The sequence below is a fragment of the Methylobacterium sp. UNCCL125 genome, assembly GCF_900116795.1.
Taxonomy (GTDB): domain Bacteria; phylum Pseudomonadota; class Alphaproteobacteria; order Rhizobiales; family Beijerinckiaceae; genus Methylobacterium; species Methylobacterium fujisawaense.
Genome location: NZ_FPBW01000017.1, coordinates 28,667 through 48,888 on the forward strand (window position 1 = coordinate 28,667; position 20,222 = coordinate 48,888).

28 protein-coding genes are annotated in these 20,222 nt (G+C 70.1%); 14 read left to right on the forward strand and 14 right to left on the reverse strand.

The annotated features are described in order from the left end of the window. Window positions 1-30: 30 nt before the first annotated feature. Window positions 31-954 carry a ring-cleaving dioxygenase gene (locus BM396_RS17985; protein ID WP_043388967.1) on the reverse strand — a complete coding sequence of 308 codons (924 nt, stop codon included), beginning with the start codon at window positions 952-954 and terminating at the stop codon, window positions 31-33. A 119-nt stretch (window positions 955-1,073) separates the two neighbouring features. On the opposite strand from BM396_RS17985, the gene BM396_RS17990 reads away from it, so the two are divergent. Next, window positions 1,074-2,012 carry a LysR family transcriptional regulator gene (locus tag BM396_RS17990; protein ID WP_043388969.1) on the forward strand — a complete coding sequence of 313 codons (939 nt, stop codon included), beginning with the start codon at window positions 1,074-1,076 and terminating at the stop codon, window positions 2,010-2,012. Window positions 2,013-2,296: 284 nt separating this feature from the next. Next, a complete protein-coding gene (locus BM396_RS17995; protein WP_043346988.1) occupies window positions 2,297-2,992 on the forward strand; it encodes a GntR family transcriptional regulator in 696 nt (231 codons plus the stop codon). A gap of 42 nt (window positions 2,993-3,034) precedes the next feature. Here BM396_RS17995 and BM396_RS18000 read toward each other — a convergent pair whose 3' ends face one another. Genes BM396_RS18000 through BM396_RS18015 form a run of 4 tightly spaced genes read right to left on the reverse strand, consistent with a single transcriptional unit; the run spans window position 3,035 to window position 6,214 of the window. Continuing rightward, window positions 3,035-3,613: a GbsR/MarR family transcriptional regulator gene (locus BM396_RS18000; protein WP_043388973.1), complete on the reverse strand. Its 579-nt coding sequence runs from the start codon at window positions 3,611-3,613 to the stop codon at window positions 3,035-3,037. A gap of 45 nt (window positions 3,614-3,658) precedes the next feature. Then, entirely contained in the window at window positions 3,659-3,781 is a 123-nt protein-coding gene (locus BM396_RS18005) for a DUF2474 family protein (protein WP_043346965.1), read from the reverse strand. Then, a complete protein-coding gene (cydB, locus tag BM396_RS18010) occupies window positions 3,781-4,788 on the reverse strand; it encodes a cytochrome d ubiquinol oxidase subunit II (protein ID WP_043388977.1) in 1,008 nt (335 codons plus the stop codon). The genes BM396_RS18005 and cydB overlap by 1 nt, the downstream gene beginning before the upstream one ends. A gap of 7 nt (window positions 4,789-4,795) precedes the next feature. Then, on the reverse strand, window positions 4,796-6,214 hold the full coding sequence (locus BM396_RS18015) for a cytochrome ubiquinol oxidase subunit I (RefSeq protein WP_043388980.1): 1,419 nt from the start codon (window positions 6,212-6,214) through the stop codon (window positions 4,796-4,798). A gap of 261 nt (window positions 6,215-6,475) precedes the next feature. Between BM396_RS18015 and BM396_RS18020 the strand changes: the two genes are divergently transcribed. Continuing rightward, entirely contained in the window at window positions 6,476-7,696 is a 1,221-nt protein-coding gene (locus BM396_RS18020; RefSeq protein WP_043388983.1) for a pyridoxal phosphate-dependent aminotransferase, read from the forward strand. Window positions 7,697-7,827: 131 nt separating this feature from the next. On the opposite strand, the gene BM396_RS18025 is transcribed toward BM396_RS18020, so the two are convergent. Continuing rightward, window positions 7,828-8,754, reverse strand: a complete 927-nt coding sequence (locus BM396_RS18025; RefSeq protein ID WP_043388985.1) for a dihydrodipicolinate synthase family protein — start codon at window positions 8,752-8,754, stop codon at window positions 7,828-7,830. A gap of 328 nt (window positions 8,755-9,082) precedes the next feature. Here BM396_RS18025 and BM396_RS18030 point away from each other — a divergent pair, with 328 nt between their 5' ends. From BM396_RS18030 to BM396_RS18040, 3 genes are all read left to right on the forward strand, one after another. Next, window positions 9,083-9,859 carry an amino acid ABC transporter substrate-binding protein gene (locus BM396_RS18030; RefSeq protein WP_043357466.1) on the forward strand — a complete coding sequence of 259 codons (777 nt, stop codon included), beginning with the start codon at window positions 9,083-9,085 and terminating at the stop codon, window positions 9,857-9,859. Between the two features lie 221 nt (window positions 9,860-10,080). Further along, window positions 10,081-10,761: an amino acid ABC transporter permease gene (locus tag BM396_RS18035; RefSeq protein WP_043388988.1), complete on the forward strand. Its 681-nt coding sequence runs from the start codon at window positions 10,081-10,083 to the stop codon at window positions 10,759-10,761. Continuing rightward, window positions 10,758-11,519 carry an amino acid ABC transporter ATP-binding protein gene (locus BM396_RS18040; protein ID WP_043388991.1) on the forward strand — a complete coding sequence of 254 codons (762 nt, stop codon included), beginning with the start codon at window positions 10,758-10,760 and terminating at the stop codon, window positions 11,517-11,519. The genes BM396_RS18035 and BM396_RS18040 overlap by 4 nt, the downstream gene beginning before the upstream one ends. Window positions 11,520-11,537: 18 nt before the next feature. Here the strand turns inward: BM396_RS18040 and BM396_RS18045 are convergent, their stop codons facing one another. After that, window positions 11,538-12,266, reverse strand: a complete 729-nt coding sequence (locus BM396_RS18045; protein WP_043388993.1) for an SDR family oxidoreductase — start codon at window positions 12,264-12,266, stop codon at window positions 11,538-11,540. 266 nt (window positions 12,267-12,532) lie between these two features. Between BM396_RS18045 and BM396_RS18050 the strand changes: the two genes are divergently transcribed. Continuing rightward, window positions 12,533-12,757: a hypothetical protein gene (locus BM396_RS18050; RefSeq protein ID WP_043357508.1), complete on the forward strand. Its 225-nt coding sequence runs from the start codon at window positions 12,533-12,535 to the stop codon at window positions 12,755-12,757. 382 nt (window positions 12,758-13,139) lie between these two features. Beyond that, window positions 13,140-13,880 carry a DUF4336 domain-containing protein gene (locus tag BM396_RS18055; RefSeq protein ID WP_043388996.1) on the forward strand — a complete coding sequence of 247 codons (741 nt, stop codon included), beginning with the start codon at window positions 13,140-13,142 and terminating at the stop codon, window positions 13,878-13,880. An 18-nt stretch (window positions 13,881-13,898) separates the two neighbouring features. Here the strand turns inward: BM396_RS18055 and BM396_RS18060 are convergent, their stop codons facing one another. The 4 genes from BM396_RS18060 to BM396_RS18075 all read right to left on the reverse strand — a co-directional run bounded on the left by BM396_RS18060 (window position 13,899) and on the right by BM396_RS18075 (window position 15,362). Beyond that, complete coding sequence (locus BM396_RS18060; protein ID WP_043357477.1) at window positions 13,899-14,144, reverse strand: hypothetical protein; 246 nt, start codon at window positions 14,142-14,144, stop codon at window positions 13,899-13,901. A gap of 297 nt (window positions 14,145-14,441) precedes the next feature. Beyond that, window positions 14,442-14,705: a hypothetical protein gene (locus tag BM396_RS18065; RefSeq protein WP_043357480.1), complete on the reverse strand. Its 264-nt coding sequence runs from the start codon at window positions 14,703-14,705 to the stop codon at window positions 14,442-14,444. Between the two features lie 64 nt (window positions 14,706-14,769). Further along, window positions 14,770-14,955 (reverse strand): hypothetical protein, encoded by a 186-nt coding sequence (locus BM396_RS18070; RefSeq protein ID WP_043389000.1) that lies wholly within the window; start codon window positions 14,953-14,955, stop codon window positions 14,770-14,772. Window positions 14,956-14,975: 20 nt separating this feature from the next. Next, the gene (locus BM396_RS18075; protein ID WP_043357484.1) at window positions 14,976-15,362 is read right to left on the reverse strand and encodes a hypothetical protein; all 387 of its coding nucleotides are present in this window, start codon (window positions 15,360-15,362) and stop codon (window positions 14,976-14,978) included. 238 nt (window positions 15,363-15,600) lie between these two features. Between BM396_RS18075 and BM396_RS18080 the strand changes: the two genes are divergently transcribed. Continuing rightward, entirely contained in the window at window positions 15,601-15,864 is a 264-nt protein-coding gene (locus tag BM396_RS18080; RefSeq protein WP_043389003.1) for a hypothetical protein, read from the forward strand. A gap of 173 nt (window positions 15,865-16,037) precedes the next feature. Next, window positions 16,038-16,226 (forward strand): hypothetical protein, encoded by a 189-nt coding sequence (locus BM396_RS18085; protein ID WP_043357488.1) that lies wholly within the window; start codon window positions 16,038-16,040, stop codon window positions 16,224-16,226. A 16-nt stretch (window positions 16,227-16,242) separates the two neighbouring features. Here the strand turns inward: BM396_RS18085 and BM396_RS18090 are convergent, their stop codons facing one another. The 3 genes from BM396_RS18090 to BM396_RS18100 all read right to left on the reverse strand — a co-directional run bounded on the left by BM396_RS18090 (window position 16,243) and on the right by BM396_RS18100 (window position 17,858). Next, window positions 16,243-16,488, reverse strand: a complete 246-nt coding sequence (locus BM396_RS18090) for a hypothetical protein (protein WP_236961841.1) — start codon at window positions 16,486-16,488, stop codon at window positions 16,243-16,245. Window positions 16,489-16,684: 196 nt separating this feature from the next. Continuing rightward, on the reverse strand, window positions 16,685-17,014 hold the full coding sequence (locus BM396_RS18095) for a hypothetical protein (RefSeq protein ID WP_236952769.1): 330 nt from the start codon (window positions 17,012-17,014) through the stop codon (window positions 16,685-16,687). An 85-nt stretch (window positions 17,015-17,099) separates the two neighbouring features. After that, complete coding sequence (locus BM396_RS18100) at window positions 17,100-17,858, reverse strand: CDP-diacylglycerol diphosphatase (protein ID WP_043357492.1); 759 nt, start codon at window positions 17,856-17,858, stop codon at window positions 17,100-17,102. 96 nt (window positions 17,859-17,954) lie between these two features. Here BM396_RS18100 and BM396_RS18105 point away from each other — a divergent pair, with 96 nt between their 5' ends. The 4 genes from BM396_RS18105 (at window position 17,955) to BM396_RS18120 (ending at window position 20,128) form a co-directional block, all read left to right on the forward strand. Then, on the forward strand, window positions 17,955-18,335 hold the full coding sequence (locus tag BM396_RS18105; protein WP_043357494.1) for a hypothetical protein: 381 nt from the start codon (window positions 17,955-17,957) through the stop codon (window positions 18,333-18,335). A 168-nt stretch (window positions 18,336-18,503) separates the two neighbouring features. Beyond that, window positions 18,504-18,806: a hypothetical protein gene (locus BM396_RS18110; RefSeq protein WP_043357496.1), complete on the forward strand. Its 303-nt coding sequence runs from the start codon at window positions 18,504-18,506 to the stop codon at window positions 18,804-18,806. 352 nt (window positions 18,807-19,158) lie between these two features. Beyond that, window positions 19,159-19,689: a Ros/MucR family transcriptional regulator gene (locus BM396_RS18115; RefSeq protein ID WP_043389007.1), complete on the forward strand. Its 531-nt coding sequence runs from the start codon at window positions 19,159-19,161 to the stop codon at window positions 19,687-19,689. Between the two features lie 178 nt (window positions 19,690-19,867). After that, a complete protein-coding gene (locus BM396_RS18120; protein WP_043357512.1) occupies window positions 19,868-20,128 on the forward strand; it encodes a hypothetical protein in 261 nt (86 codons plus the stop codon). Window positions 20,129-20,222: the final 94 nt, after the last annotated feature.

Consider the following 20,222-nt stretch of genomic DNA (forward strand, 5'->3'; position numbering starts at 1 on the left):
GATGCGGGGCGGGCATGATGGTGTCGCGGCTCAGGCGACCTTGGGCAGGACGGCCTCGATCTCGGCCCGGTGCGGCTCCAGGCCGGCGGGGAGCTTGAGCGCCTGGCCGAGGGCCTCGATCGGCTCGTCCACCGCGAAGCCGGGCGCGTCCGTGGCGATCTCGAACAGCACGCCGCCGGGCTCGCGGAAGTAGACCGAGCGGAAGTACTGCCGGTCGCGCTGCTCCGTGACGTGCAGGCCCCGCGCCGCGAGCGCCTGCCCCATCGCAGCCTGCGCGGCGTCGTCCGCCGCCCGGAATGCGATGTGGTGGACCGAGCCCGCCCCCGGCCGTCCGGGGAGGAAGCCGCCCACCGCCCGCAGGGTGACGAGCCCGCCGAGTTCGGCGCTGCCCGCGAAGCGGATCAGGCTGCCCTCGCGGCCGACCTCCTGCAGGCCGAGCACCTCCGTGAGGATCGCGGCCGTGGGCTCGGCCCTGTCGAGGAGCAGCGTCACCCCGTGGAGGCCGCGGATCGCGTGCTCGGCCGGTACCTCGCTCGACGCCCAGCCCTCCGCATCGCCGACATCGACGCCCACCAGGGCGAGCATCATGCCGTCCGGATCGCGGAATCGCAGGGTCGGCGCGCCGAAGACCTGAACGAGCGGCTCGTGGGCGACGCCCTTCTCGATGAAGCGATGGGTCCACCAGCCGATGGAGGCGCGGGGAACCCGGAAGGCGGTCTCCTGGGTCTCGCCGATCCCGACGCGGCCCGGCGCGGCGTGCTCGATGGGGAAGAAGGTCAGGATCGTGCCCGGGCGCCCGGTCGCATCGCCGTAATACAGATGATAGGTGCCCGGATCGTCGAAGTTGACGGTCTTCTTAACCAGACGCAGCCCGAGGACGCGGGTGTGGAAGTCGAGGTTGCGGAGGGCCGGGCCGGAGAAGGCCGTGACATGATGGAGGCCGGTCTGAACCATGGCGATGTCTCCCGACAGGCCACCGCGGAGGGCGGCGTGTTTCGATGACGGGAATGTGCCCCTTGCCATGTCTCGCGAAAATAGAAACGATGGAAACCTATCGTTTCTGGAATTGACCGATGCGATTGCCTGATTTCGAGGCCTGGGCGGTGTTCGCCAAGGTGGTGGAGACCGGCTCCTTCGGTCGGGCTGCCACGGAGCTCGGCCTGTCGAAGGCCACGGTCTCGAAGGCTGTGAGCCGGCTCGAGGTCCGGATCGGTGCCCGTCTGTTCAACCGCACGTCCCGGAAACTCGCCCTCACGGCGGCTGGGCAAGGCGCCAAGGACAGCGCCGCACGCATCCTGGCCGAAGGTGAGGCCGCCGAGGCCCTCGCGACGGCGAGCGCCACAGAGCCGCGGGGCCTCGTGCGCCTCGCCGCGCCGATGACCTTCGGGGTGATGCACGTGGCGCCGATTCTGCCGACCTTCCTGCAGCAATACCCATCCGTTTCGGTCGACCTGCACCTGTCCGACGCGGTCGTCGACTTGGTCGGGGGCGGATTCGATGCCGGGCTGCGCATCGCCGCCCTGCCCGACTCATCGCTGCGGGCGCGCCGGCTCTGCGGGATCCGCCGCTCGCTGGTGGCCACGCCCGCCTATCTCGACCGGCACGGCAGGCCCGAACATCCGGACGATCTCGTCCATCACACCTGCCTCGGCTACGCCTACCTGCCGACGCCCGATCGCTGGCGATTCGTGGACGGAGCCGGGACCGAGGCCGTCGTGGTGCCCGCGGGCCAGCTTCGGGCGAACAATGCCGAGGCCCTGACACCGGCGCTTCGGGCCGGTCTCGGCCTCGCCCTGCAACCGGACTTCATGATCTGGGAGGATCTCGAGGCCGGGCGCCTCGAACGGGTCCTGCCCGCTTGGTCGCCGCCCCCGATCGCGCTGCATCTCGTCATGCCCCCCGGCGATCCGAGGCCTGCGCGGGTGACGGCGCTGATCGCATACCTGGGGCAGACCCTCGCCCAGTCGCCTTGGGCCGATCCGCACCACCGGCGCGATCCGCCAGAACGATAGGCCGCGCGACGGGGCCGTGCCCCACCCGGTTTCGGTCCTGGTTTTCGCAATCTGGATCAGTGCCGTCCACGTCTGCGTGCGTTATCGGCGATCAGCAGGCGAGTCGCATGATGTCCCTGCCGGCGGAATGACCTCGCGGGCGGGGGCCGAGACGTACAACCAAACCGCAGGGGCCCGCAAATTTGCAACCTCAAGTTCGCTCAGGACAATCTGGCATTGGACATGCGAGCGTTTCCGCGGCATGACGGTGTCCTGCATAAATGTATACATTCGGCGAGGCGTTGATGTCCCCTGCGGTCCCCGGACGACCGGCGCCAGATCGGCTGCGGCACAAGACCGTGTCCGCGGCCGTCGCGGACTCGTTGCGTCAGCAGATCCTGAACGGGGACCTGCCGCCCGGGGTGCAGCTTCGCCAGGATGCCCTGGCTGAGGAATTCGGGATCAGCCGGATCCCGATCCGCGAAGCTTTGCTCCAGCTGGAAGCCAGTAATCTCGTGAAGATCATGCCGCATCGGGGTGCGGTCGTGACGGGCCTGTCGCTGCAAGAGGTCGAGGACATCTTCCAGCTGCGCGTCCAGCTGGAGCCGCAATTGCTGCTGCTATCGGCCCCTCACCTGTCGCACGACGAGATCCGGGATCTCGACGCGCTCGCGCAGGAGTACGGCGCGGCGCTGGAGACGGGCGAGGTCCTCCGATGGGGCGACCTGAACAGCCGTTTCCATCTCGACCTGCTCCGCCACGCCAATCGCCCGCGGTCGCTGACGATCGTGTCCGGACTGCTGCAGGATTGCGAACGGCCGACGCGGCTGCAGATCTCGACCTCCAACGACGCGACCCGCGCCCTCAGCGAACATGCGCAGATCCTCGACCTGTGCGAGGCGCGCAGGTTTGAGGAGGCCGCGGCCTGCCTGCGCGGCCATATCGAGCATGTCGGCACTTCCCTCATCGCCCTCTACCGGCGTGCTCTCGCCCGGGCTTGATCGGACCTGGCGAAGCCGTGCGCCCCGGTGCATCCGGCCGACTCAGTCCGGCTTGGGCGCCCGACCGCCGATCCGCCCCGGCAGACGGGTCAGGCGATCCTTCATCTCGAGCACCTTCTGGACCTTTGCGCCGAGGGTGAGGAGCTGGACGAGGCGCTCTGTTTCGAGGCGGCGCACGTCGGCGTACCAGCCCGCGAACAGCTCAAAGAGGTCATGCATCTCCTTGAGACGCTCCTGGGCGTGCCGCTCCTCCTCGGTGGCGGCGTCCTGCATCAGGAGCTCGCGCAGGAGGGTCAGCGTCGGATCGACTTCCCGCTTCTTGCGCTCCTCGACCAGCGTCCGGACGATCTGCCAGATGTCCTCGGGCGTCGTGAAGTAGTCGCGCCGGTCGCCCGGCCGGTGCTGGAGGCGCACGAGATTCCAGGCCTGCAGTTCCTTCAGGCCCATGCTGACGTTGGAGCGCGACACGCCGAGCCGTTCCACGATCTCGTCGGCGTTGAACGGCCGCTCGGCCACGAACAGCAGGGCGTAGATCTGCCCCACGGTCCGGTTGATGCCCCAGCGCGAGCCCATCTCGCCGAAGTGCAGCACGAAGGTCTGGACGAGGGGAGGCAGCTGCACGGCGAGGGTCCGACGCGGGGAAGGTACGGGGTCGCCCCCGGCTTATCAGGACTTGAGCCAGAACCGGAGGAGCGTCGCCACGAAGGCGAGGCCGACGACGCTCGAGGCCCAGAGCACCGCGAACCAAGCGAGGCGCTTCCAGAGGGGTTGTGCCGATGCGGGTGCCATCAGTGATATCCGTGCGCGTCGACCTTGCCGCGGAAAACCCAGTACGCGTACGCGGTGTAGGATAGGATGATCGGGATCAAAACCGAGGCGCCGGCGAGGAGAAAGATCTGGCTCGCCTCGGGAGCGGCCGCCTGCCAGATTGTGATCCGGCCCGGCACGACGTCGGGGAAGATGCTGATGCCCAGTCCCAGGAAGGTCAGGGCGAACAGGCCCAGGGCAATCAGGAAGGGCGCCCGCTCGGCGCCGCTGCGCAGGGCCCGCCACAGGGCGTACGCGGCGAGCGCCACGAGCAGCGGCACCTGCGCGGTGACGAGCACGTTCGGCATCGCCAGCCAGCGCTCGGCGTAGCGGCCCTGGAGGAACGGCGTCACCGCACTGACGAGGGCGATGGCCGCGACCGTCGCCACGGTGAGGCCCAGGGCATAGCGCCGGGCCTGCGCCTGGAGCTGGCCCTCGGTGCGCATCACCAGCCACGTCGCCCCGAGCAGTGCGTAGGCGACGACCACGCTCGCGCCGACGAGGATGCTGAAGGGCGTGAGCCAGTCCCACCAGCCGCCGGCATAGGCCCGCCCCTCGACGGTGATGCCCTGCAGGAGGGCGCCCAGCGTGATGCCCTGGGCCAGGGCCGCCACCAGCGAGCCGCCCGCGAAGGCCACGTCCCAGGCGGCGCGGTGGCGGGGATCGCGCCAGCGGAACTCGAAGGCGACGCCGCGGAAGATCAGGCCGAGCAGCATCGCGATGATCGGCGCGTAGAGCGCCGGCAGGATCACCGCGTAGGCCAGGGGGAAGACGGCGAACAGGCCGCCGCCGCCCAGCACGAGCCAGGTCTCGTTGCCGTCCCAGACCGGGGCGACCGAGTTCATCGCGGTGTCCCGCTCCGCGCCGGGCCGCAGGAGGGGGAACAGGAGGCCGATGCCGAGATCGAAGCCATCCATGACGATGTAGGCGAAGACCGCGAAGGCGATCACGAACGCCCAGACCACCGTGAGGTCGAAGCTGTAGGCCATGGGTTCCTCACTCGGCCGGCTGGAGATGGCGGTCGGGATCGATCGCCGGGGCGGGGGTGAGGCCCGCCGTCCGGATCGGCACGCCGGGCTCGATGCCGCGCTCGCCGGCATGCGGGGGCTTGGCCATCAGGCGGAGGATGTAGGCGGTGCCCATGGCAAAGACCGCGAAGTAGATCACCACAAAGGCGGTGAGCGAGGCCGCCACCGCGGGCGCGTGGAGCGGCGAGGCGGACTGCGCCGTGCGCAGCAGGCCGTAGACCGTGTAGGGCTGGCGCCCGACCTCGGTGGTGATCCAGCCGGCCAGCACCGCCACGAAGCCGGCCGGGCCCATCGCCACCGCGAAGCGGTGCAGCGGCGGCCACGTGTAGAGCGTCCCGCGCCAGCGGGCGAGGAGGCTCAGGGCGCCGAGCAGCAGCATCAGCATCCCGAGACCGACCATGATGCGGAACGACCAGAACACGATCGGCACCGGCGGCCATTCCGCCCGCGGCAGGCTGTCGAGCCCCGTCAGGGGCGCGTTCGGATCGTGCTTCAGCACCAGCGAGGACAGCTTCGGAATCTCGACCGCGTAGCGGACGGTGCCGGTCTCCTGGTCGGGCAGGCCGAACAGGATCAGCGGCGCGCCGTCCGGGTGGCTCTGGTAGTGCCCCTCCATGGCCATGACCTTGGCGGGCTGGTGCTCCAGCGTGTTCAGGCCGTGCGCGTCGCCGGCGAGGATCTGGACCGGCGCCACCAGCGCGGCCATCCACATCGCCATCGAGAACATCGTCCGGGCAGCCGGATTGGACCGGTCGCGCAGGAGGTGCCACGCGCCGACCGCGCCGACCACCAGGGCGGTGGTGAGATAGGCGGCCAGCACCATGTGCACGAGGCGGAACGGGAAGGACGGGTTGAACACGATCGCCCACCAGTCGAGCGGCACGAACTGGCCGTCCGCGTTCGTGCCGTAGCCCGCCGGGGTCTGCATCCAGGAATTCACCGACAGGATCCAGAAGGCCGAGAAGAAGGTCCCGAACGCCACCATCAGCGTCGCGGCGAAGTGCAGCCGCGGCCCGACCTTCGTCATGCCGAAGAGCATCACGCCGAGGAAGCCCGCCTCCAGGAAGAAGGCCGACAGCACCTCGTAGGCCATCATCGGGCCCAGCACCGGGCCGGTCTTGTCCGAGAAGACCGACCAGTTCGTGCCAAACTGGTAGGACATCACCAGCCCCGACACGACGCCCATGGCGAAGGCGATCGCGAAGATCTTAATCCAGTACTTGAACAGGTCCATGAAGACCTGACGCCCGGTGGCGAGCCAAAGCCCTTCCAGCACGGCGAGGAAGCTCGCGAGGCCGATCGAAAAGGCCGGGAACACGATGTGGAAGGCCACCGTGAACCCGAACTGCATGCGGGCGAGGATCAGGGGATCGAGATTGGCGAGCACGTCGGGCCTCCGGCACTGAGCGCGACTCGGCATATAGCAATTTCAGAAATGTCTGAAAAGTCAGAATGCAGAACGGCCGCGCGTCGGGGCGGCCGCGCGCGTCGGCCTCCGGGGCTGATCCGGGCGACGCGCGGGTCTGGACGTCCGCGCTTGAACGCGGCAGGGTCGCGGCCTTCCCCACAGGTCGGGATCCTGCAGGCGCTCCGGTGCATGCCGCGCCACGGCACGCCGCGTCCCGACGCAAGCAGAGCACGCGCCGCCATGGCCGATATCCCCGCATCCGCCGCGCCCGTCGATCTCGCCTCCGCCCTCTCGGCGCGCATCCGCGGCATCGGGACGAGCCAGATCGGGCTGGTGGCGGATCGCGGGCGGGACGACCCGGAGGTCGTGAAGCTCTGGATCGGCGAGGGCGATCTGCCGACCCCGCCCTTCATCGTCGAGGCGGCCCACAAGGCGATGCTTGCCGGGCACACCCGCTACACGACCTCGCTAGGGCTGCCGGCGCTGCGCGCGGCGCTCGGCGCCTATCACGCCCGCCATTGGGACGTGGAGATCCCGCCCGACCGGTTCGCCGTCACGGCGGGCGGCATGAACGCGATCATGCAGGCCGCCCAGGTGCTGCTGGAGCCGGGCGACGAGATGATCATCCCGTCCCCGGCCTGGCCGAATCTCGGCGAGGCGGTCCGCATCGCCGGCGGCGTCCCGGTGACGGTCCCGTACCGCAGGCTGCCGGACGGACGCTTCGCGCTGCCGCTCGCCGATATCGAGGCGGCGCTCACCCCGCGCACCCGGGTGATCATGGTGAATTCACCCTCCAATCCCACCGGCTGGACCATGCCGCTGCCGGAGATGAAGGCCCTGCGCGACCTCGCCCGGGAGCGCGGCCTCTGGATCCTCTCGGACGAGGTCTACGCGCATTTCACCTACGGCAACCGGATCGCGCCGTCCTTCCTGCAGATCTGCTCGGAGGACGACCGGCTGATCGTCACCAACACCTTCTCGAAGAACTGGGCCATGACCGGCTGGCGCGCCGGCTGGGTGATCTATCCCCGTGGCCTCGCGCCCACCTTCGCCAAGCTCGGACAGTACAGCACCACCTCGATCCCGACCTTCGTCCAGCACGCCTGCATCGCGGCCCTCGAGGAGGGCGACGGCTTCATCCGCACCATGGTCGACCGCTGCGCCGAGGCCCGGGCGATCCTGATGGAGGGCTTGTCCCGTCTCCCGGGCGTCACGGTCGCACCGCCTGACGGGGCCTTCTACCTCATGGCCCGGATGGGCGGCGACGAGCCCAGCCTCGACCTGGCGCTGCGCCTGCTGCGGGAGGCCAAGGTCGGGGTGGCGCCGGGGACCGCCTTCGGGCCGGAGGGCGAAGGTCTGGTCCGGATCTGCTTCGCCATCAGCCCGGCCCTGGCGCGAGAGGCGGTGCGGCGGCTCTCGGGCGCGCTCGGGACCCGCGACCCGGCCGCGTCGGCGCATTGAGCCGGGCGGGTTAGGCGGCCCCGCTCGCCTTGCACGCGCGGCGAAGAAGCAGGGACGGTGAAGCAGGGATGGTGAAGGTCTACGGGTCGTCCTTGCTCAGGGAGTCGCCTGTCCGAGGCCGCAGCGCCCTCTCAGCGCCCCCAGCGCAGGACCAGCGCATCGTTCCGGCGGGCCAGTTCGATCAGCCCGGCGCGCGTGTCGGGGTTCAGCGGCTGGATCGGCAGCCGCGCGGTCTCGTGGGCGATCACCCCGCCCTCGGCCATCAGCGCCTTGCAGGCCAGCAGGCCGCATTGCCGGTTCTCGTAGTTGATCAGCGGCAGCCAGCGCGCGTAGGCGTCCATGGCCTCGTCCCGGCGGCCCGCCGCGTAGGCGTCGGTGATTTGCCGGATCCCGTCCGGATAGGCCCCGCCGGTCATCGCTCCGGTGGCGCCGGCATCGAGGTCGGCCATCAGGGTGATCGCCTCCTCGCCGTCCCAGGGGCCCACCACCGCTTCGCCGCCCAGCGCGATCAGCTCGCGGAGCTTGGCTGCAGCCTGCGCCGTCTCGATCTTGAAATAGGCGACGTTGGCGATCTCCCGGGCCATGCGCGCCAGGAACGCGGCCGAGAGCGGCGTCCCCGAAACCGGAGCGTCCTGGATCATGATCGGGATCGAGATCGCGTCCGAGACCGCGCGGAAGAACTCGTAGATGCCGAGGTCCGGCACGCGGATCGTGGCCCCGTGATAGGGCGGCATGATCATCACCATGGCGGCCCCGGCCTCCTGCGCCAGCCGCGAGCGCTCGGCACAGACCTGCGTGGCGAAGTGGGTCGTGGTGACGATCACGGGCACGCGGCCGGCCACGTGCTCCAGCACGGCGTGCATGACGGTCTCCCGCTCCGCGTCGGTGAGGACGAACTGCTCGGAGAAGTTGGCGAGGATGCACAAGCCCTGGCTGCCGGCGTCGATCATGAAGTCGATCGCCCGGCGCTGCCCGTCGAGGTCGAGGGCGCCCGCGGCGTCGAAGACCGTCGGGGCGACCGGGAAGACGCCCCGGTAGGATTGGGCAGGCGAGGTCATGCGCGCTCCTTCCATCGAGAAGGCCGCGTTCCCCGGCGCGTGAATCGGTCCGGATTCGAGACCCGCTTCCTCCTAGCACGGAGCCGGCCTGTCCGCGGCCGCATCATATCCCCGGGACGATGCCCCTGTCGGTAGGCGTCCCGGGTTCCCCTTGATATGGGAAGCGCGGCCTTCATGAGCGTGGCGCCATGCGGCGGCATGCCCTGACGGTCCATCAAGTCCCGGCCACGCGCTGGCCGCCCGAAACCTTTACTGCGTCCCGCGTCGACAGCTGAGAGCGACCTCGGCGACAGCGGCAGGACCTTCCATCGCGCTGGAGCCAACCACGATGCGCTTTGTCTCGACCCGCCTCGCCCTGGTCCTCGCCGCTGCGGCATGCCTCCTCGGAATGCCCGCGCAGGCGGACGACCTCGACGCGATCCGTGCGTCCAAGACCCTGCGCATCGGGACGGAGGGCACCTACGCGCCGTTCACGTTCCACGACGCCTCCGGGGCGCTCGTCGGCTTCGACGTGGAGATCGGCCGCAAGGTCGCCGAGAAGCTCGGCGTCACGCCGCAATTCCTCGAAGGCAAATGGGACGGCCTGATCGCCGGCCTCGACGGCAAGCGCTACGACGTGGTGATCAACCAAGTCGGCATCACCAAGGAGCGTCAGGCGAAGTTCGACTTCTCCGAGCCCTATATCCGGGCGCGGGCCGTGCTGATCACACGCGCGGACCGGGCGGACATCACGTCCTTCGCCGACCTGAAGGGCAAGAAGGCCGCGCAGAGCCTGAGCAGCAACTTCGCGCGCCTTGCCGAGCAGTCCGGTGCCGAGCTCGTCGGCACGGACGGATTCGATCAGTCGGTTCAGCTCGTGGCCACCGGCCGCGCCGACGCGACCGTCAACGACAGTCTGTCGTTCCTCGACTTCCACAAGCAGAAGCCGAATGCGCCCGTGAAGATCGTCGCCGAGCAGACGGACGCGGACGCATCCGGGATCATCATGCGCAAGGACAACCCCGCGCTGAAGGCTGCCATCGACAAGGCGCTGGAGTCGATCAAGGCCGACGGCAGCTACGCGGCGATCGCCCAGAAGTACTTCGGCGCCGACGTCTCGAAGTAGCCGTCCGGAAGGGGCCCGTCGCGGCGCGCCTGCGGGTCGCCTGCAGGCCCCTGCAAGCCTGAAGGCTGCGAGGATCCGGGCGCGCCTCTGAAGGCAGAGCGCATCGGGATCCCTCCCCGAGGGGACGCGGGGATCCGCACATATCCTTCGGCGAAGGCCATGCCCCGAGGCCGAACCTGCGAAACCCGTAACCCTGTCCGACCGAAAGGAAACGTCCCCCCGTGCCGCACTGGCTCGACCTCATGCTCCAGTCGCTGGGGCCGCTGCTCGCGGCCGGCCTCCGCTTCACGGTCCCGCTGACCCTGATCGCCTTCATGCTGGGGCTCGGCCTCGGGCTCGGAACCGCGCTCGTGCGCCTGTTCGCCCCACGCCCGCTGGCGGCTTTGGCCTGGTTCTACGTGTGGATCTTCCGGGGCACGCCGCTCCTCGTGCAGCTCTTCGTGATCTTCTACGGGCTGCCGAGCACCGGCATCCTGATCGACGCCTTCCCTGCGGCCGTGATCGGGTTCACGCTCAATGTCGGCGCCTACACGTCCGAGATCATCCGCGCCGCCATCGCCTCCATTCCGAGGGGACAATGGGAGGCGGCCTACGCCACCGGCATGACGCCCGCTCAAGCCCTGCGGCGCACGATCCTGCCTCAGGCAGCGCGGGTGGCGGTGCCGTCGCTCGCCAACTCCTTCATCGCGCTGGTCAAGGACACCTCGCTCGCGGCCGCGATCACCGTGCCGGAACTGTTCCAGGCCGCCCAGCGCATCGTGGCCGTCACCTACGAGCCGCTGATCCTCTACATCGAAGTGGCGCTGATCTACCTCGTCCTGTCCACGTTCCTGTCCTGGCTCCAGACGCTGTTGGAGCGGCGGCTCGGGCGATACGGCGGATATCTGGAGGCGCGCGCATGATCGCCCTGTCGGCCATCGAGAAGAGTTTTGGCGGCAACGCGGTCCTGCGGGGCATCGATCTCGCAGTGCCCGAGGGCCGCGTCACGGCGCTGATCGGCCCGTCCGGCTCGGGCAAGTCGACGCTCCTGCGCTGCGTCAACCTGCTGGAGATGCCGCGGTCCGGTACGCTCGACCTCGGCGATATCCGACTCACCTTCCGACCGGACCGGCCGCCGACCCGGCGGGAGATGCTCGCGGTGCGCCGCCAGACCGGCATGGTGTTCCAGAATTTCCAGCTCTTTCCCCATCGCACCGTCCTCGAGAACGTCACGGAGGGGCTCGTCACCGTCGCCAAGTGGCCGCAGGCCAGGGCGCGGGCGCGGGCGCTGGAGTTGCTGGAGCGCGTCGGCCTCGCCCACAAGGCGGGGGACTGGCCTGCCAACCTGTCAGGCGGCCAGCAGCAGCGGGTCGCCATCGCCCGGGCGCTCGCCCCCTCCCCGCGCCTGCTCCTCTGCGACGAGCCGACCTCGGCCCTCGACCCGGAACTCGCAGCCGAGGTGGTGGATGTGCTGGCCAGCCTCGCGGGGGAGGGCATGACCATGCTGATGGCAACCCACGACCTGCGCCTCGCGCGGCGCGTCGCCGACACGGTGGTGTTCCTGGAGGGCGGCACGATCGTCGAGCGGGGACCGGCGCCGGACCTGTTCGCCCACCCGAAGGATCCGCGCACCCGCCGCTTCATCCGGACCCTGCTCGGTGAAGCCGCGGAGGAGGCGTAAAGGGCGATCCGGCCCGGATCAGATCGTCCAGCCGCCGTCGATCATCACGGCTTGGCCGGTCGTGTAGGTCGCGCCCGCCAGGTAAACGGCGAGGTCGGCGATCTCCTCGGCGGTACCCAGCCGCCCGATCGGCTGCCGCGCGATGAAGGCCGCGCGGGTCTGCGCGTAGTCGCCCTGCGCGCGGATGCGCTCTTGGAGCGACGGGCTCTCCACCGTGCCGGGGCAGATCGCGTTGCAGCGGATGTTGTGGCCGACATAGTCGGCCGCCACCGCCTTGGTCAGGCCGATCACCGCCGCCTTCGTCAACCCGTAGGCGAAGCGGTTGGGCACGCCCTTCACCGAGGAGGCAACCGACGCCATGTTGACGATGGCGCCGTCGCGGCGCTCCAGCATCCCGGGCAGAACCGCGCGGATCGTACGGATCATCGCCTTGACGTTGAGATCGAGGGCGAAGTCGAGGTCGTCGTCGCGCATCTCCAGGATGGTGCCGGCATGCACGATGCCGGCGCAGTTGAACAGGACGTCGACCACGCCGATCCGCGCGACCAGGGTGCTGACGGCGCCCGCATCGAGAACGTCGAGGATCGCGGTGCTGAGACCGTCGGCGCGCAGCCCGGCGAGGGCATCCGCGTTGATGTCGGTGGCGTGGACCCGAGCCCCGGCTTGGGCGAAGGCGAGCGCGCTCGCCCGCCCGATCCCCTGCCCCGCCGCCGTGATCAGGACCGTCTTCCCGGACAGATCTGCCATTGTTCGCTCCCAGCAGGCTGCACTTCGCCGCGTCGGCTCCCGGACCGGGATACGCCGGCCAGATCCGGGCATCCGGGCTGAGTGCCCCCCAGCGTTGTAGGTTCCGGATGGGCGGGGCTCCAGGCCCGATCGCCCCGTCCATCCGACCCGACGCCGCCGCCCGGAGCGACGCAATCAACCGACCGCGCGGGATGACCGGCACGGCGGCGGATCTCTGGATGCCCGTCCGGCGTTCTCACGACGAAACCGTTTCGTGGAGGATCGCCGTGGGGCTTGCCGCCTTCGTCTTCTTCGTCGTGCCCTGGATGGCCGTGGCGATCTGGCTCTCGCTGCGTCCGTCCGGCGCCCGCCTGGGCGCCCCGGCTGCTCCCTGGCGTCCGCTGACGGATTATCCGCCGCCGACGCGGGACCAGCAGGACAGCGCAGAGACGCAGAGCTTGGCTTCGGGTGCGGCGCATGACGGCAAGCACGCACCGATCCAGGCCGTGTAGGGCCCGCTGAGGCGGCGGATGGTGGAGGTGGAGATTTCCACCTCCCGGCCAACAAGCGCCACATCATCCCATCCGCCGCGCCCGCCCTGCGCCTCGAGCCGTTCGGACCCTGGGCTGCACCAAAGGGGGCGGCGGCGACGCGCATCTGGATCGGTCCGGACGGTCCGGCTCTCGGCGGGCCTGCCACGCGCCGACACGATCCTCAGGATCGTGAGCGCGCTTCGACGCGCCGTCCTGGTTCCTGTGAGGAGGCCGGGCGCGCCGGCCGCGGCGGGGGCGTGGCCCGCCGGCCTGCGGCGATCCATCCGGGAAATCCGTTGCGCTTCCGCGGTTGCACAGGTTCGTGGGCGCGACCTTGCGCGGCCGAGGAAGAGACCGGGACTTGCCCGAAGCCACCTATCCGCCCCTCGACGTCCTCAAGCCGGTGGCCGATGGCGTCTGGATCGTCGACAGCGGACCGCTCCGCGTCGTCGGCATCCCCCTCCCGGTCCGCATGACCGTCGTCCGCCTAGGCGACGGCGGACTCTGGCTGCACTCACCGACACGGTTCGATCCGCACCTGTACCGCGAGATCGCCGCATTGGGGCCGATCCGGCATCTGGTCGCCCCCAACATCGCCCACTGGACCTTCCTGAAGGCGTGGCAGGCGCATTGTCCGGAGGCGCTGACCTGGGCAGCTCCGAACCTGCGCCAGCGTCGCCCGGTCCGCCGCGCCGGCCTCCGCATCGACCGGGTTCTCGGGGATGACGCCCCCTCCGATTGGGCGGCCGATTTGCGCCAGATCGTCGTGCCGGGCGGCTTCGGGTTCCGGGAGGTCGCGTTCTTCCACGGGGCGAGCCGGACGCTGATCCTGACCGATCTCGTCCTCAACCTGGAACCGGAGAAGATGCCGGCGCTCCTGCGTCCGTTCCTGCGCCTCGCCCGCATGACGCGACCGCACGGCCAGCCGCCACCCTACCTGCGCCTCGTGATCAAACTCCGCCGGCACGACGCCGCGAGAGCAGCGAGCGACCTTCTCACCTTGGCTCCCGAGCGGGTCATCTTCGCACACGGCCTCTGGTTCGCCGGGGACGGCGCAGCGCGCCTCAGACACGCGCTCCGCTGGCTCGCGAAAGGCCTCTGAGGGCGGGCGGTATCGGGATCACGCCGCAGCGATCAGCCGCCGCATGATCCAGGCCCGGGCGGCCGCGAGATCCGCGAAGAGCGGCGGACAAGCCGGTGCGAGCGGGCCGAATCCGGCCTCCAGGAACCACTTTCCGGTGTCCTCGCCGTGCTGCGCCGAGAGGCGGACCAACACCGCGACCAGAAATCCGTCGGCGAAGACGAGCTGGCTCTCGGTATCGTCGCTGCTGGTCGCGACCTGCACGGCCTGCAGGCTCAGGATCATTCGGCCATCGACTTCAAGGCGAAGACTTCGGCCGGATCAGTCCATCGCACGTTGGCGACGGGCGCAGATCTCCGTACCGATCCCTCTGGTCAATCGACCCTTCGCGCCGAAGTTCCGACGTCGATAGGGTCCGGCCGGCAGCCGCCCCCCCGCGATGGCGCAAACGGGGATCGCCCGCCCCGCGCAGCAGGCGTGCAGATGGATGACGGCCCGCGCGCCGATTCGGTCCGGGCTCGGCCTGGCCGACGCCTTCGCGCGGGGCACCGGCGATGCGTGGACCGGGAGAAGGGCGGCCGTTCAGGGCTCTTCCGGCGGGTCAGCCGCGACGGTGACGGCCCCCTCGATCGAGCGGGCGAGTTCGGTCAGCACCTCCTCCACCATCGGCGGCCAGGGTGCCTTCTCCTCGTCCATGAGGCGGGCAGCGCCGACCAGGGCGGCGATCTGCGCCTCATAGACGGGACGGCCGACGAGCTGCGCGTAGCGCACCCGCGCCGCAAGCGCCGTGGCGAGGCGCTGGACCTCCGCGATCTTCACGCTCGGCGCGCCGCTGCCGTCGCTCATCCGTCCATCCCTCCGGATCCTTGCCGATCCTCATAGGCCATGGGCGGGATACAGTCAGGACCGGCTACCAAGCGTGGAGGATCCAGCCGCAGGCGAGGGCGACGACGACGCCGGCCAGCAACGCCAGGGCGATGTCCCACAGCGGAGCGGTGAACGCTCCCGGCTCCGAGACAAAGCGTGTCAGACTCTCGGGCAGGACCGGTGCCGGCGGCCCGCGCCGCCAGCGCAGGCCAGTGCGGATGCGGCGCATGCGCAGATCCCCCGACCCTCTCAGGCGGTCTCGGCCAGGCGGCCGGCGGCGGCCTGCGCCTTCCGCGCCCCGCCCTTGGTGCGGACGAATTCGCCGAGCGGCTTGCAGGCCGGAAGGCCGATCACCTCCGCGGGCCGCATCCCGGCCGGTGGCACCGGATCGCACCGGGTCAGGGTGCCGGCGGCCTCCGCGGTCCCGGCGGATCCGCCATCCGCGCTGGGCAGGTCGACGCGATGCCCGATCAGGTACGCTTCGAGGTCGATCAGGCGGTGGCGCAGGCGCCAGATGTCGTTCTCGACGCCGTTGATCTGGACCAGCAGGTCGGAGACGGTGCCCTGGCGCGCCGCGATGGCCGACAGCACGGCGGCCCGCTCGTTCAGCAGAACGGCTTTGACGGTCGGGTTCATGACGCACGCCTCCGAATGTTACTGCGCCACGATCCGCCAATTCCGCCTGCGAAATACCTCTCAAAATTGATTAGCCATTACGCCCGAAGTTTAAGCGCGGAATTCGACGGCATCGCCGCGAAACGACGCCTCCGAATGCACCACATGCCGGCACGGGCGCGTCGCGGGCGCGGGAACTTCATGAACGGACAGGCGTCGGTTTCTCGCAGACCGACGCACGCAGTTCCGGGAGCTTCACATGCGCAGATCCGCAACCCTCGCCATGGCCGCCACCCTGAGCCTGGCTTCAGCCACCGCCTGGGCCGACCCCGTCGGCAGGACGGGAACCGGGGGCGGCCCCGATACGACCGCCAAGGCGCCCCACACCGCCGCGACCGGCCAGACGGTGCCCAACCCCGGCGCTCTCGGCCCGAGCGAGACCGGCAGCATCGAGCGGCGGGATGCCATCGAGGAGCGCAACGACGCGATCACGCGCGGAATCTGCATCGGCTGCAGCCGCTGAGACCGCAGGCCGTCCGGCCCCATCGCGCCCGGCCAAGCGGGCCATCTGCAGGGCGCCCCCAAGGGTATGACGAACCGTCATGGCCGGGGCGCCCTGTTCCGGGCGGGGGTTGAAGCCGCGGCCGCCGCAGCCCAAATCATCGGCCCTCACCCACCATGAACAGGAGTCGAAGCGTGGCGAACGAGTCTGTCGAACAGGCGACAGAGAAGACCTATTTCGGGCTGACCCTCGCGCAGCATGCGGAGCGGATCCGAAAGCTCGCGACCGAGCGCGGCCTCACCGGCGATGTCTTCGACCGCGTGACCGCGAAGGCCGTCGCGATGATCCCGACCGTCAAGGTGAACGACGCCGCCCAGCGGTGAGCCCGGACGGGCCGGATCAGCCTTCGGCCCGCAGACCCTTGATGATGCGCCGGGCGATGGTCCGCACGGCCTCATCGTCCCGCGCCTCGCCCTCGACCGGATCCCACAGGTGGGCGAGGCTGCCCTCAAGCTCGTCCAGCAATTCCGGATGACGCTGCGCCAGAAACCGAACCGTCCCGAACAGCAGATGCTCGGTCGCCATCTCGCGACGACGGGCCTCGGCGACGGCATCGGGATGAAGCTTGGGATTCTGCGCGCTCATGGATGCCCAACGATCGGCGGCGGCGGCGGTTCGTCCCGCAAGGCGTGGTGCGACGCCGCGGAGCGGGCTTCAGCGAACGCGATATCCGCGACGGTTCGTGAGCGTCGCGGACACGCAGCGCACAAGATCGTGCCGGCCAGATCGTGCCGGCCCGGTGCGACTGGATCGGACGCGAGAAACGCGGCACGGGGCGCCCTCAGCGCCGCAGCGCCCCGAACCAGGTGACAAGGGGCTCCGCGAACGCGGCCCAGGTCCGCGACCACACCGTGCCGGTGCGTGCGTCCGCCGGGCGGGCGCCGGCCATCAGGGATGCCACCAGGGCATCCTCGCGGGACTTGCACTCGTCGAGGGCGTTGCGCTCGTCCCCGGCGCGGCTCTGACCCGTCGGCTGATGCCCGGAGGCGTCTCGAAGGCAGCGGTGCCACGCGCGCTCCAGCTCGGCCGGATCGGACGCTCCGGCGACCGGACCCGCGACGGCAGGACCGGTGGTCAGGAGGAGCATCGCGGACAAGCTGAGCACCGGCATGCGCATGATCGCTTTATGACCGATTCGCGCCCAGCTCGGATAGAACGTAGCAGCAACAGTGGCCGTGACTCGGGACGGCGGCCGATCAGCCGTGCCGGCCGGGCTTGGCCATCCGGCAGCTGTGATCCATCAGGTACTCGGCGCTGGCCTCCGGCTCCCGATAGGCCAGGAGGATCATCCCGCCCTGCGGATCCCCGGGATCCGCCTCCACCGCCGCGAAGCTCGCGTCGTGCAGATGCCCCTGCCAGCCCGGCACCCGGGCCAGCGCCGCGAACGGGTTGAACTCCGCCACCGCGTCCGGGGGAATCCGCAGCGCGACGTAACGCGCCTCCGCCAGCGGCACGGGGAACGGGGCCCAGGTCTCGCCGACGGCGCCGCCATGGGCCTTCAGGGCCGCCATGACGCTCCGGTGCATGCAGTCGAGATGGATGTGAAGCTGGTCCTGGCTGCGGCCGCCGACGGAATTCACCTCCAGACCCACCGCCGCGACCGGCAGCCGGCCCGGCAGCGCATCCGACACAAAGTGCCGGGCCGCGAGCGCCGCGCGCCAATAGGCGGCGCCCCGCGGTCCCTGGAGCACGGGCGCCTCGATGCCCGAGATGCTGTCGGTGGGCATCACCACCGTGTGGGTAGGCTGTCCCGGCGCGCGCAGCACCGCCGTCCCCGGGCGCGTACCATCGCCGAGGTCGACGGAGAGGCAGGGAAAGCTCCGGCCCGCCGCCTTCTTGGCGAGCACGCAGCCCTGCAGCGCCACCCAGAGCACGTCCCGCACCGGGTTCGCCGCGATGGCGGCCGGCACCGTGGCGAAGGCGAACAGGATCGCGGCGACCAGACGACGAAGCATGAGCAGATGTTCCGGTCCCCGGCCGCCGTTATGCTACAGGCGGCAGCGCGCCATCACTGTACGCGGGCGCCGTCGGCGCGAGGTTACGATTCCGCGATGCTGAGAGGGAAGGTGCCGTGGCTCGGCCTGATCCGGATCGCGGCCTGGATCCTGGTGGCCCTGATCGCCGCCGTCACGCTGGTGCCGATCGGGCTCCGCCCCGTCGTCACGGCCGAACCCAGCATCGAGCGCTTCGCCGCCTACGCGCTCGCCGGGCTGCTGATGGCCATGGGCTACCCGCGGCACGGGCGCTGGATCCTCGTCGGCAGCATCCTCCTCGCCGGCGGCCTGGAGTTTGGGCAGACCCTTACCGGGACCCGCCACGGCCGGTTCGACGATTTCCTCGTGAAAGCCGTCGCGGCCTTGGCCGGCGCGGTGGCGGGCCGCCTGCTCGCGGTCCTGGGCCGCGGGCGCCCGGACGACGCGACCTGCCGATAAATCCGGCCCGGCCGGACCGTCGCCGCGGACGCGGACGTTTGCACATGTCCCAATGCATGTCGCCGATGCATGTCTGCGCCGCCAGCCCGGCATCCTGCGGTCGGTCTCCGGCGGAAACCGCCGAGCTTGACCCACGTTGGCTCAGGGGGCTCTCACGCGAGGTGCGGCATGTTCGGCGCAGCCAAGCTCACGGGACGGTTCTGGTTTCGCAAGACGTGGACGGGCAAGCTGGTCCTGCTCGTCGAGGAAGAGAAGCCCCGGTGGCTCAGCCGGACCGGCCTCACCAAGCGCCGCTGGCGCGACGCGCGCCTTCTCGACCTGGCTGAAGCCCCGATGCACGCGCTGATGACGCTCGAGCGCGGTTATCGCGGAGATCCCGCATCCGGTCCGGCGCGGATTCTGCAATCGGTGGTCCCACCCGGGACGCGCGGCGCGATCGCCACGCCGATCGGGACCGCCGTCAACGCGTGAGCGCCGCAGGGGCGCGGGCCGAGCATGGAGGGGCAGGGCTCGGCCCGCCTGCCGTTCGGCTTCTTACCCCCAAAGCCGGAGCGACCCTGCCACTGATCACGGCAGGATTAACACTTCCTGAAGCCGCCCGCCCGGGCCCGCGCCGCAGACCCCCGTGCGGACGATCCGAGGGAAGCCGCGCTGCCAGCTCCGACCGGAATGATCCAGCGGCAGAATCGCTACTGATCTATGTTGGTATTCGCCCAGACATTCGGTAGATAACAGCCATAATAGGTTATCTTCGCTCATATATGGACTTGACTGTCGAGAGGCGGATCAACGTTCATGCATCACTCCAACGTGAGAGGCGTTCATGGAAGATAGCAATCCCGCACCGCATCAGGATCCAGTCGATTTCGTGGAGCTGACGGCCGACATTGTTTCCGCTTACGTCGCCAACAATTCCGTCCCGGTCCCCGATCTGCCGTCGCTGCTGTCCGGCGTTCATGCCGCGCTCGCCGGCCTGAGCCAGACGACGGTCTCGGCCGAGCCGGAATTCAAGAAGGCGACGCCTGCGCAGATCAAGAAATCGATCACCCCCGACGCCCTGATCAGCTTCATCGACGGCAAGCCGTACAAGACGCTGAAGCGGCATCTCACCGGCAACGGCATGACGATCGAGCAGTATCGGCAGCGCTACGGTCTGCCGCCGGACTATCCGACGACCGCATCCACCTACTCGGCGATGCGGGCCGAGTTCGCCCGCAATGCCGGCCTGGGCCACAAGCGCCGGAGCCCGGCCGCGAAGCGGGGCGAGCCTGCGGCGTCCGCCGCGGCGCCGGATGCGGACGGCACGAAGGTGGCCAAGGGCCGCAAGACCCGGAAGGCTGACGCGGAGGCGTGAGCCCTGAGGTTGCGGGCCCTGACGTGCGATCCCGGGGCCCGGACTCGGAATGACGGGATCGGGCACGGCCGGGGCGGCCGCATCCACCCGTCAAGACCGCGGCGCGGAGTGCCGGAACGACGCCTGCGGCCATCCGTTGGCCCAGCGGAATGCCCGGCTGAACGCCACGGAGCCCAACGTGAACCGACCGATCCCCGCCCTTCTCCTCGCCGCCGCGACCGTGGCCGCCCTCCCGGCCGCAGCTTGGGCGCAGGATCGGCCCGGAACCGGACCGGCGCCCCGGACCGAGACCGCACCGAAGCCGGCGGCCGATACGAAGGATCCCGGCCGGACGGCGACGGAAGCCGTAACCCATCCGTCGGCCGTTCCGCCGACGGAGGGTCAGGTCGGCACCGGCAAGCCCCCGGCCACCGGGACCCCTCCGACGACGAGCCGCTAGCGCCCCGTCACAGCCCCGGCGCCCCCAGCCGAACTAGGGCAGCCGCACGGGCCTGTCCCCGCCGGGGCGCGACATCGAGGGATATCGGTCCGGC

Bases quoted from the DNA above. Each gene is read 5' to 3' on its own strand.
- BM396_RS17995 (WP_043346988.1), top strand. From the start codon at position 2,297: ATGTCCCCTGCGGTCCCCGGACGACCGGCGCCAGATCGGCTGCGGCAC.
- BM396_RS18005 (WP_043346965.1), bottom strand. From the start codon at position 3,781: ATGGCACCCGCATCGGCACAACCCCTCTGGAAGCGCCTCGCTTGGTTC.
- BM396_RS18025 (WP_043388985.1), bottom strand. From the start codon at position 8,754: ATGACCTCGCCTGCCCAATCCTACCGGGGCGTCTTCCCGGTCGCCCCG.
- BM396_RS18090 (WP_236961841.1), bottom strand. From the start codon at position 16,488: ATGAGCGCGCAGAATCCCAAGCTTCATCCCGATGCCGTCGCCGAGGCC.
- BM396_RS18070 (WP_043389000.1), bottom strand. From the start codon at position 14,955: ATGCGCCGCATCCGCACTGGCCTGCGCTGGCGGCGCGGGCCGCCGGCA.
- BM396_RS17990 (WP_043388969.1), top strand. From the start codon at position 1,074: ATGCGATTGCCTGATTTCGAGGCCTGGGCGGTGTTCGCCAAGGTGGTG.
- BM396_RS18100 (WP_043357492.1), bottom strand. From the start codon at position 17,858: ATGCTTCGTCGTCTGGTCGCCGCGATCCTGTTCGCCTTCGCCACGGTG.
- BM396_RS18045 (WP_043388993.1), bottom strand. From the start codon at position 12,266: ATGGCAGATCTGTCCGGGAAGACGGTCCTGATCACGGCGGCGGGGCAG.
- BM396_RS18030 (WP_043357466.1), top strand. From the start codon at position 9,083: ATGCGCTTTGTCTCGACCCGCCTCGCCCTGGTCCTCGCCGCTGCGGCA.
- BM396_RS18075 (WP_043357484.1), bottom strand. From the start codon at position 15,362: ATGAACCCGACCGTCAAAGCCGTTCTGCTGAACGAGCGGGCCGCCGTG.
- BM396_RS17985 (WP_043388967.1), bottom strand. From the start codon at position 954: ATGGTTCAGACCGGCCTCCATCATGTCACGGCCTTCTCCGGCCCGGCC.
- BM396_RS18065 (WP_043357480.1), bottom strand. From the start codon at position 14,705: ATGAGCGACGGCAGCGGCGCGCCGAGCGTGAAGATCGCGGAGGTCCAG.
- BM396_RS18040 (WP_043388991.1), top strand. From the start codon at position 10,758: ATGATCGCCCTGTCGGCCATCGAGAAGAGTTTTGGCGGCAACGCGGTC.
- cydB (WP_043388977.1), bottom strand. From the start codon at position 4,788: ATGGCCTACAGCTTCGACCTCACGGTGGTCTGGGCGTTCGTGATCGCC.
- BM396_RS18020 (WP_043388983.1), top strand. From the start codon at position 6,476: ATGGCCGATATCCCCGCATCCGCCGCGCCCGTCGATCTCGCCTCCGCC.
- BM396_RS18060 (WP_043357477.1), bottom strand. From the start codon at position 14,144: ATGATCCTGAGCCTGCAGGCCGTGCAGGTCGCGACCAGCAGCGACGAT.
- BM396_RS18110 (WP_043357496.1), top strand. From the start codon at position 18,504: ATGTTCGGCGCAGCCAAGCTCACGGGACGGTTCTGGTTTCGCAAGACG.
- BM396_RS18115 (WP_043389007.1), top strand. From the start codon at position 19,159: ATGGAAGATAGCAATCCCGCACCGCATCAGGATCCAGTCGATTTCGTG.
- BM396_RS18095 (WP_236952769.1), bottom strand. From the start codon at position 17,014: ATGCCGGTGCTCAGCTTGTCCGCGATGCTCCTCCTGACCACCGGTCCT.
- BM396_RS18105 (WP_043357494.1), top strand. From the start codon at position 17,955: ATGCTGAGAGGGAAGGTGCCGTGGCTCGGCCTGATCCGGATCGCGGCC.
- BM396_RS18080 (WP_043389003.1), top strand. From the start codon at position 15,601: ATGCGCAGATCCGCAACCCTCGCCATGGCCGCCACCCTGAGCCTGGCT.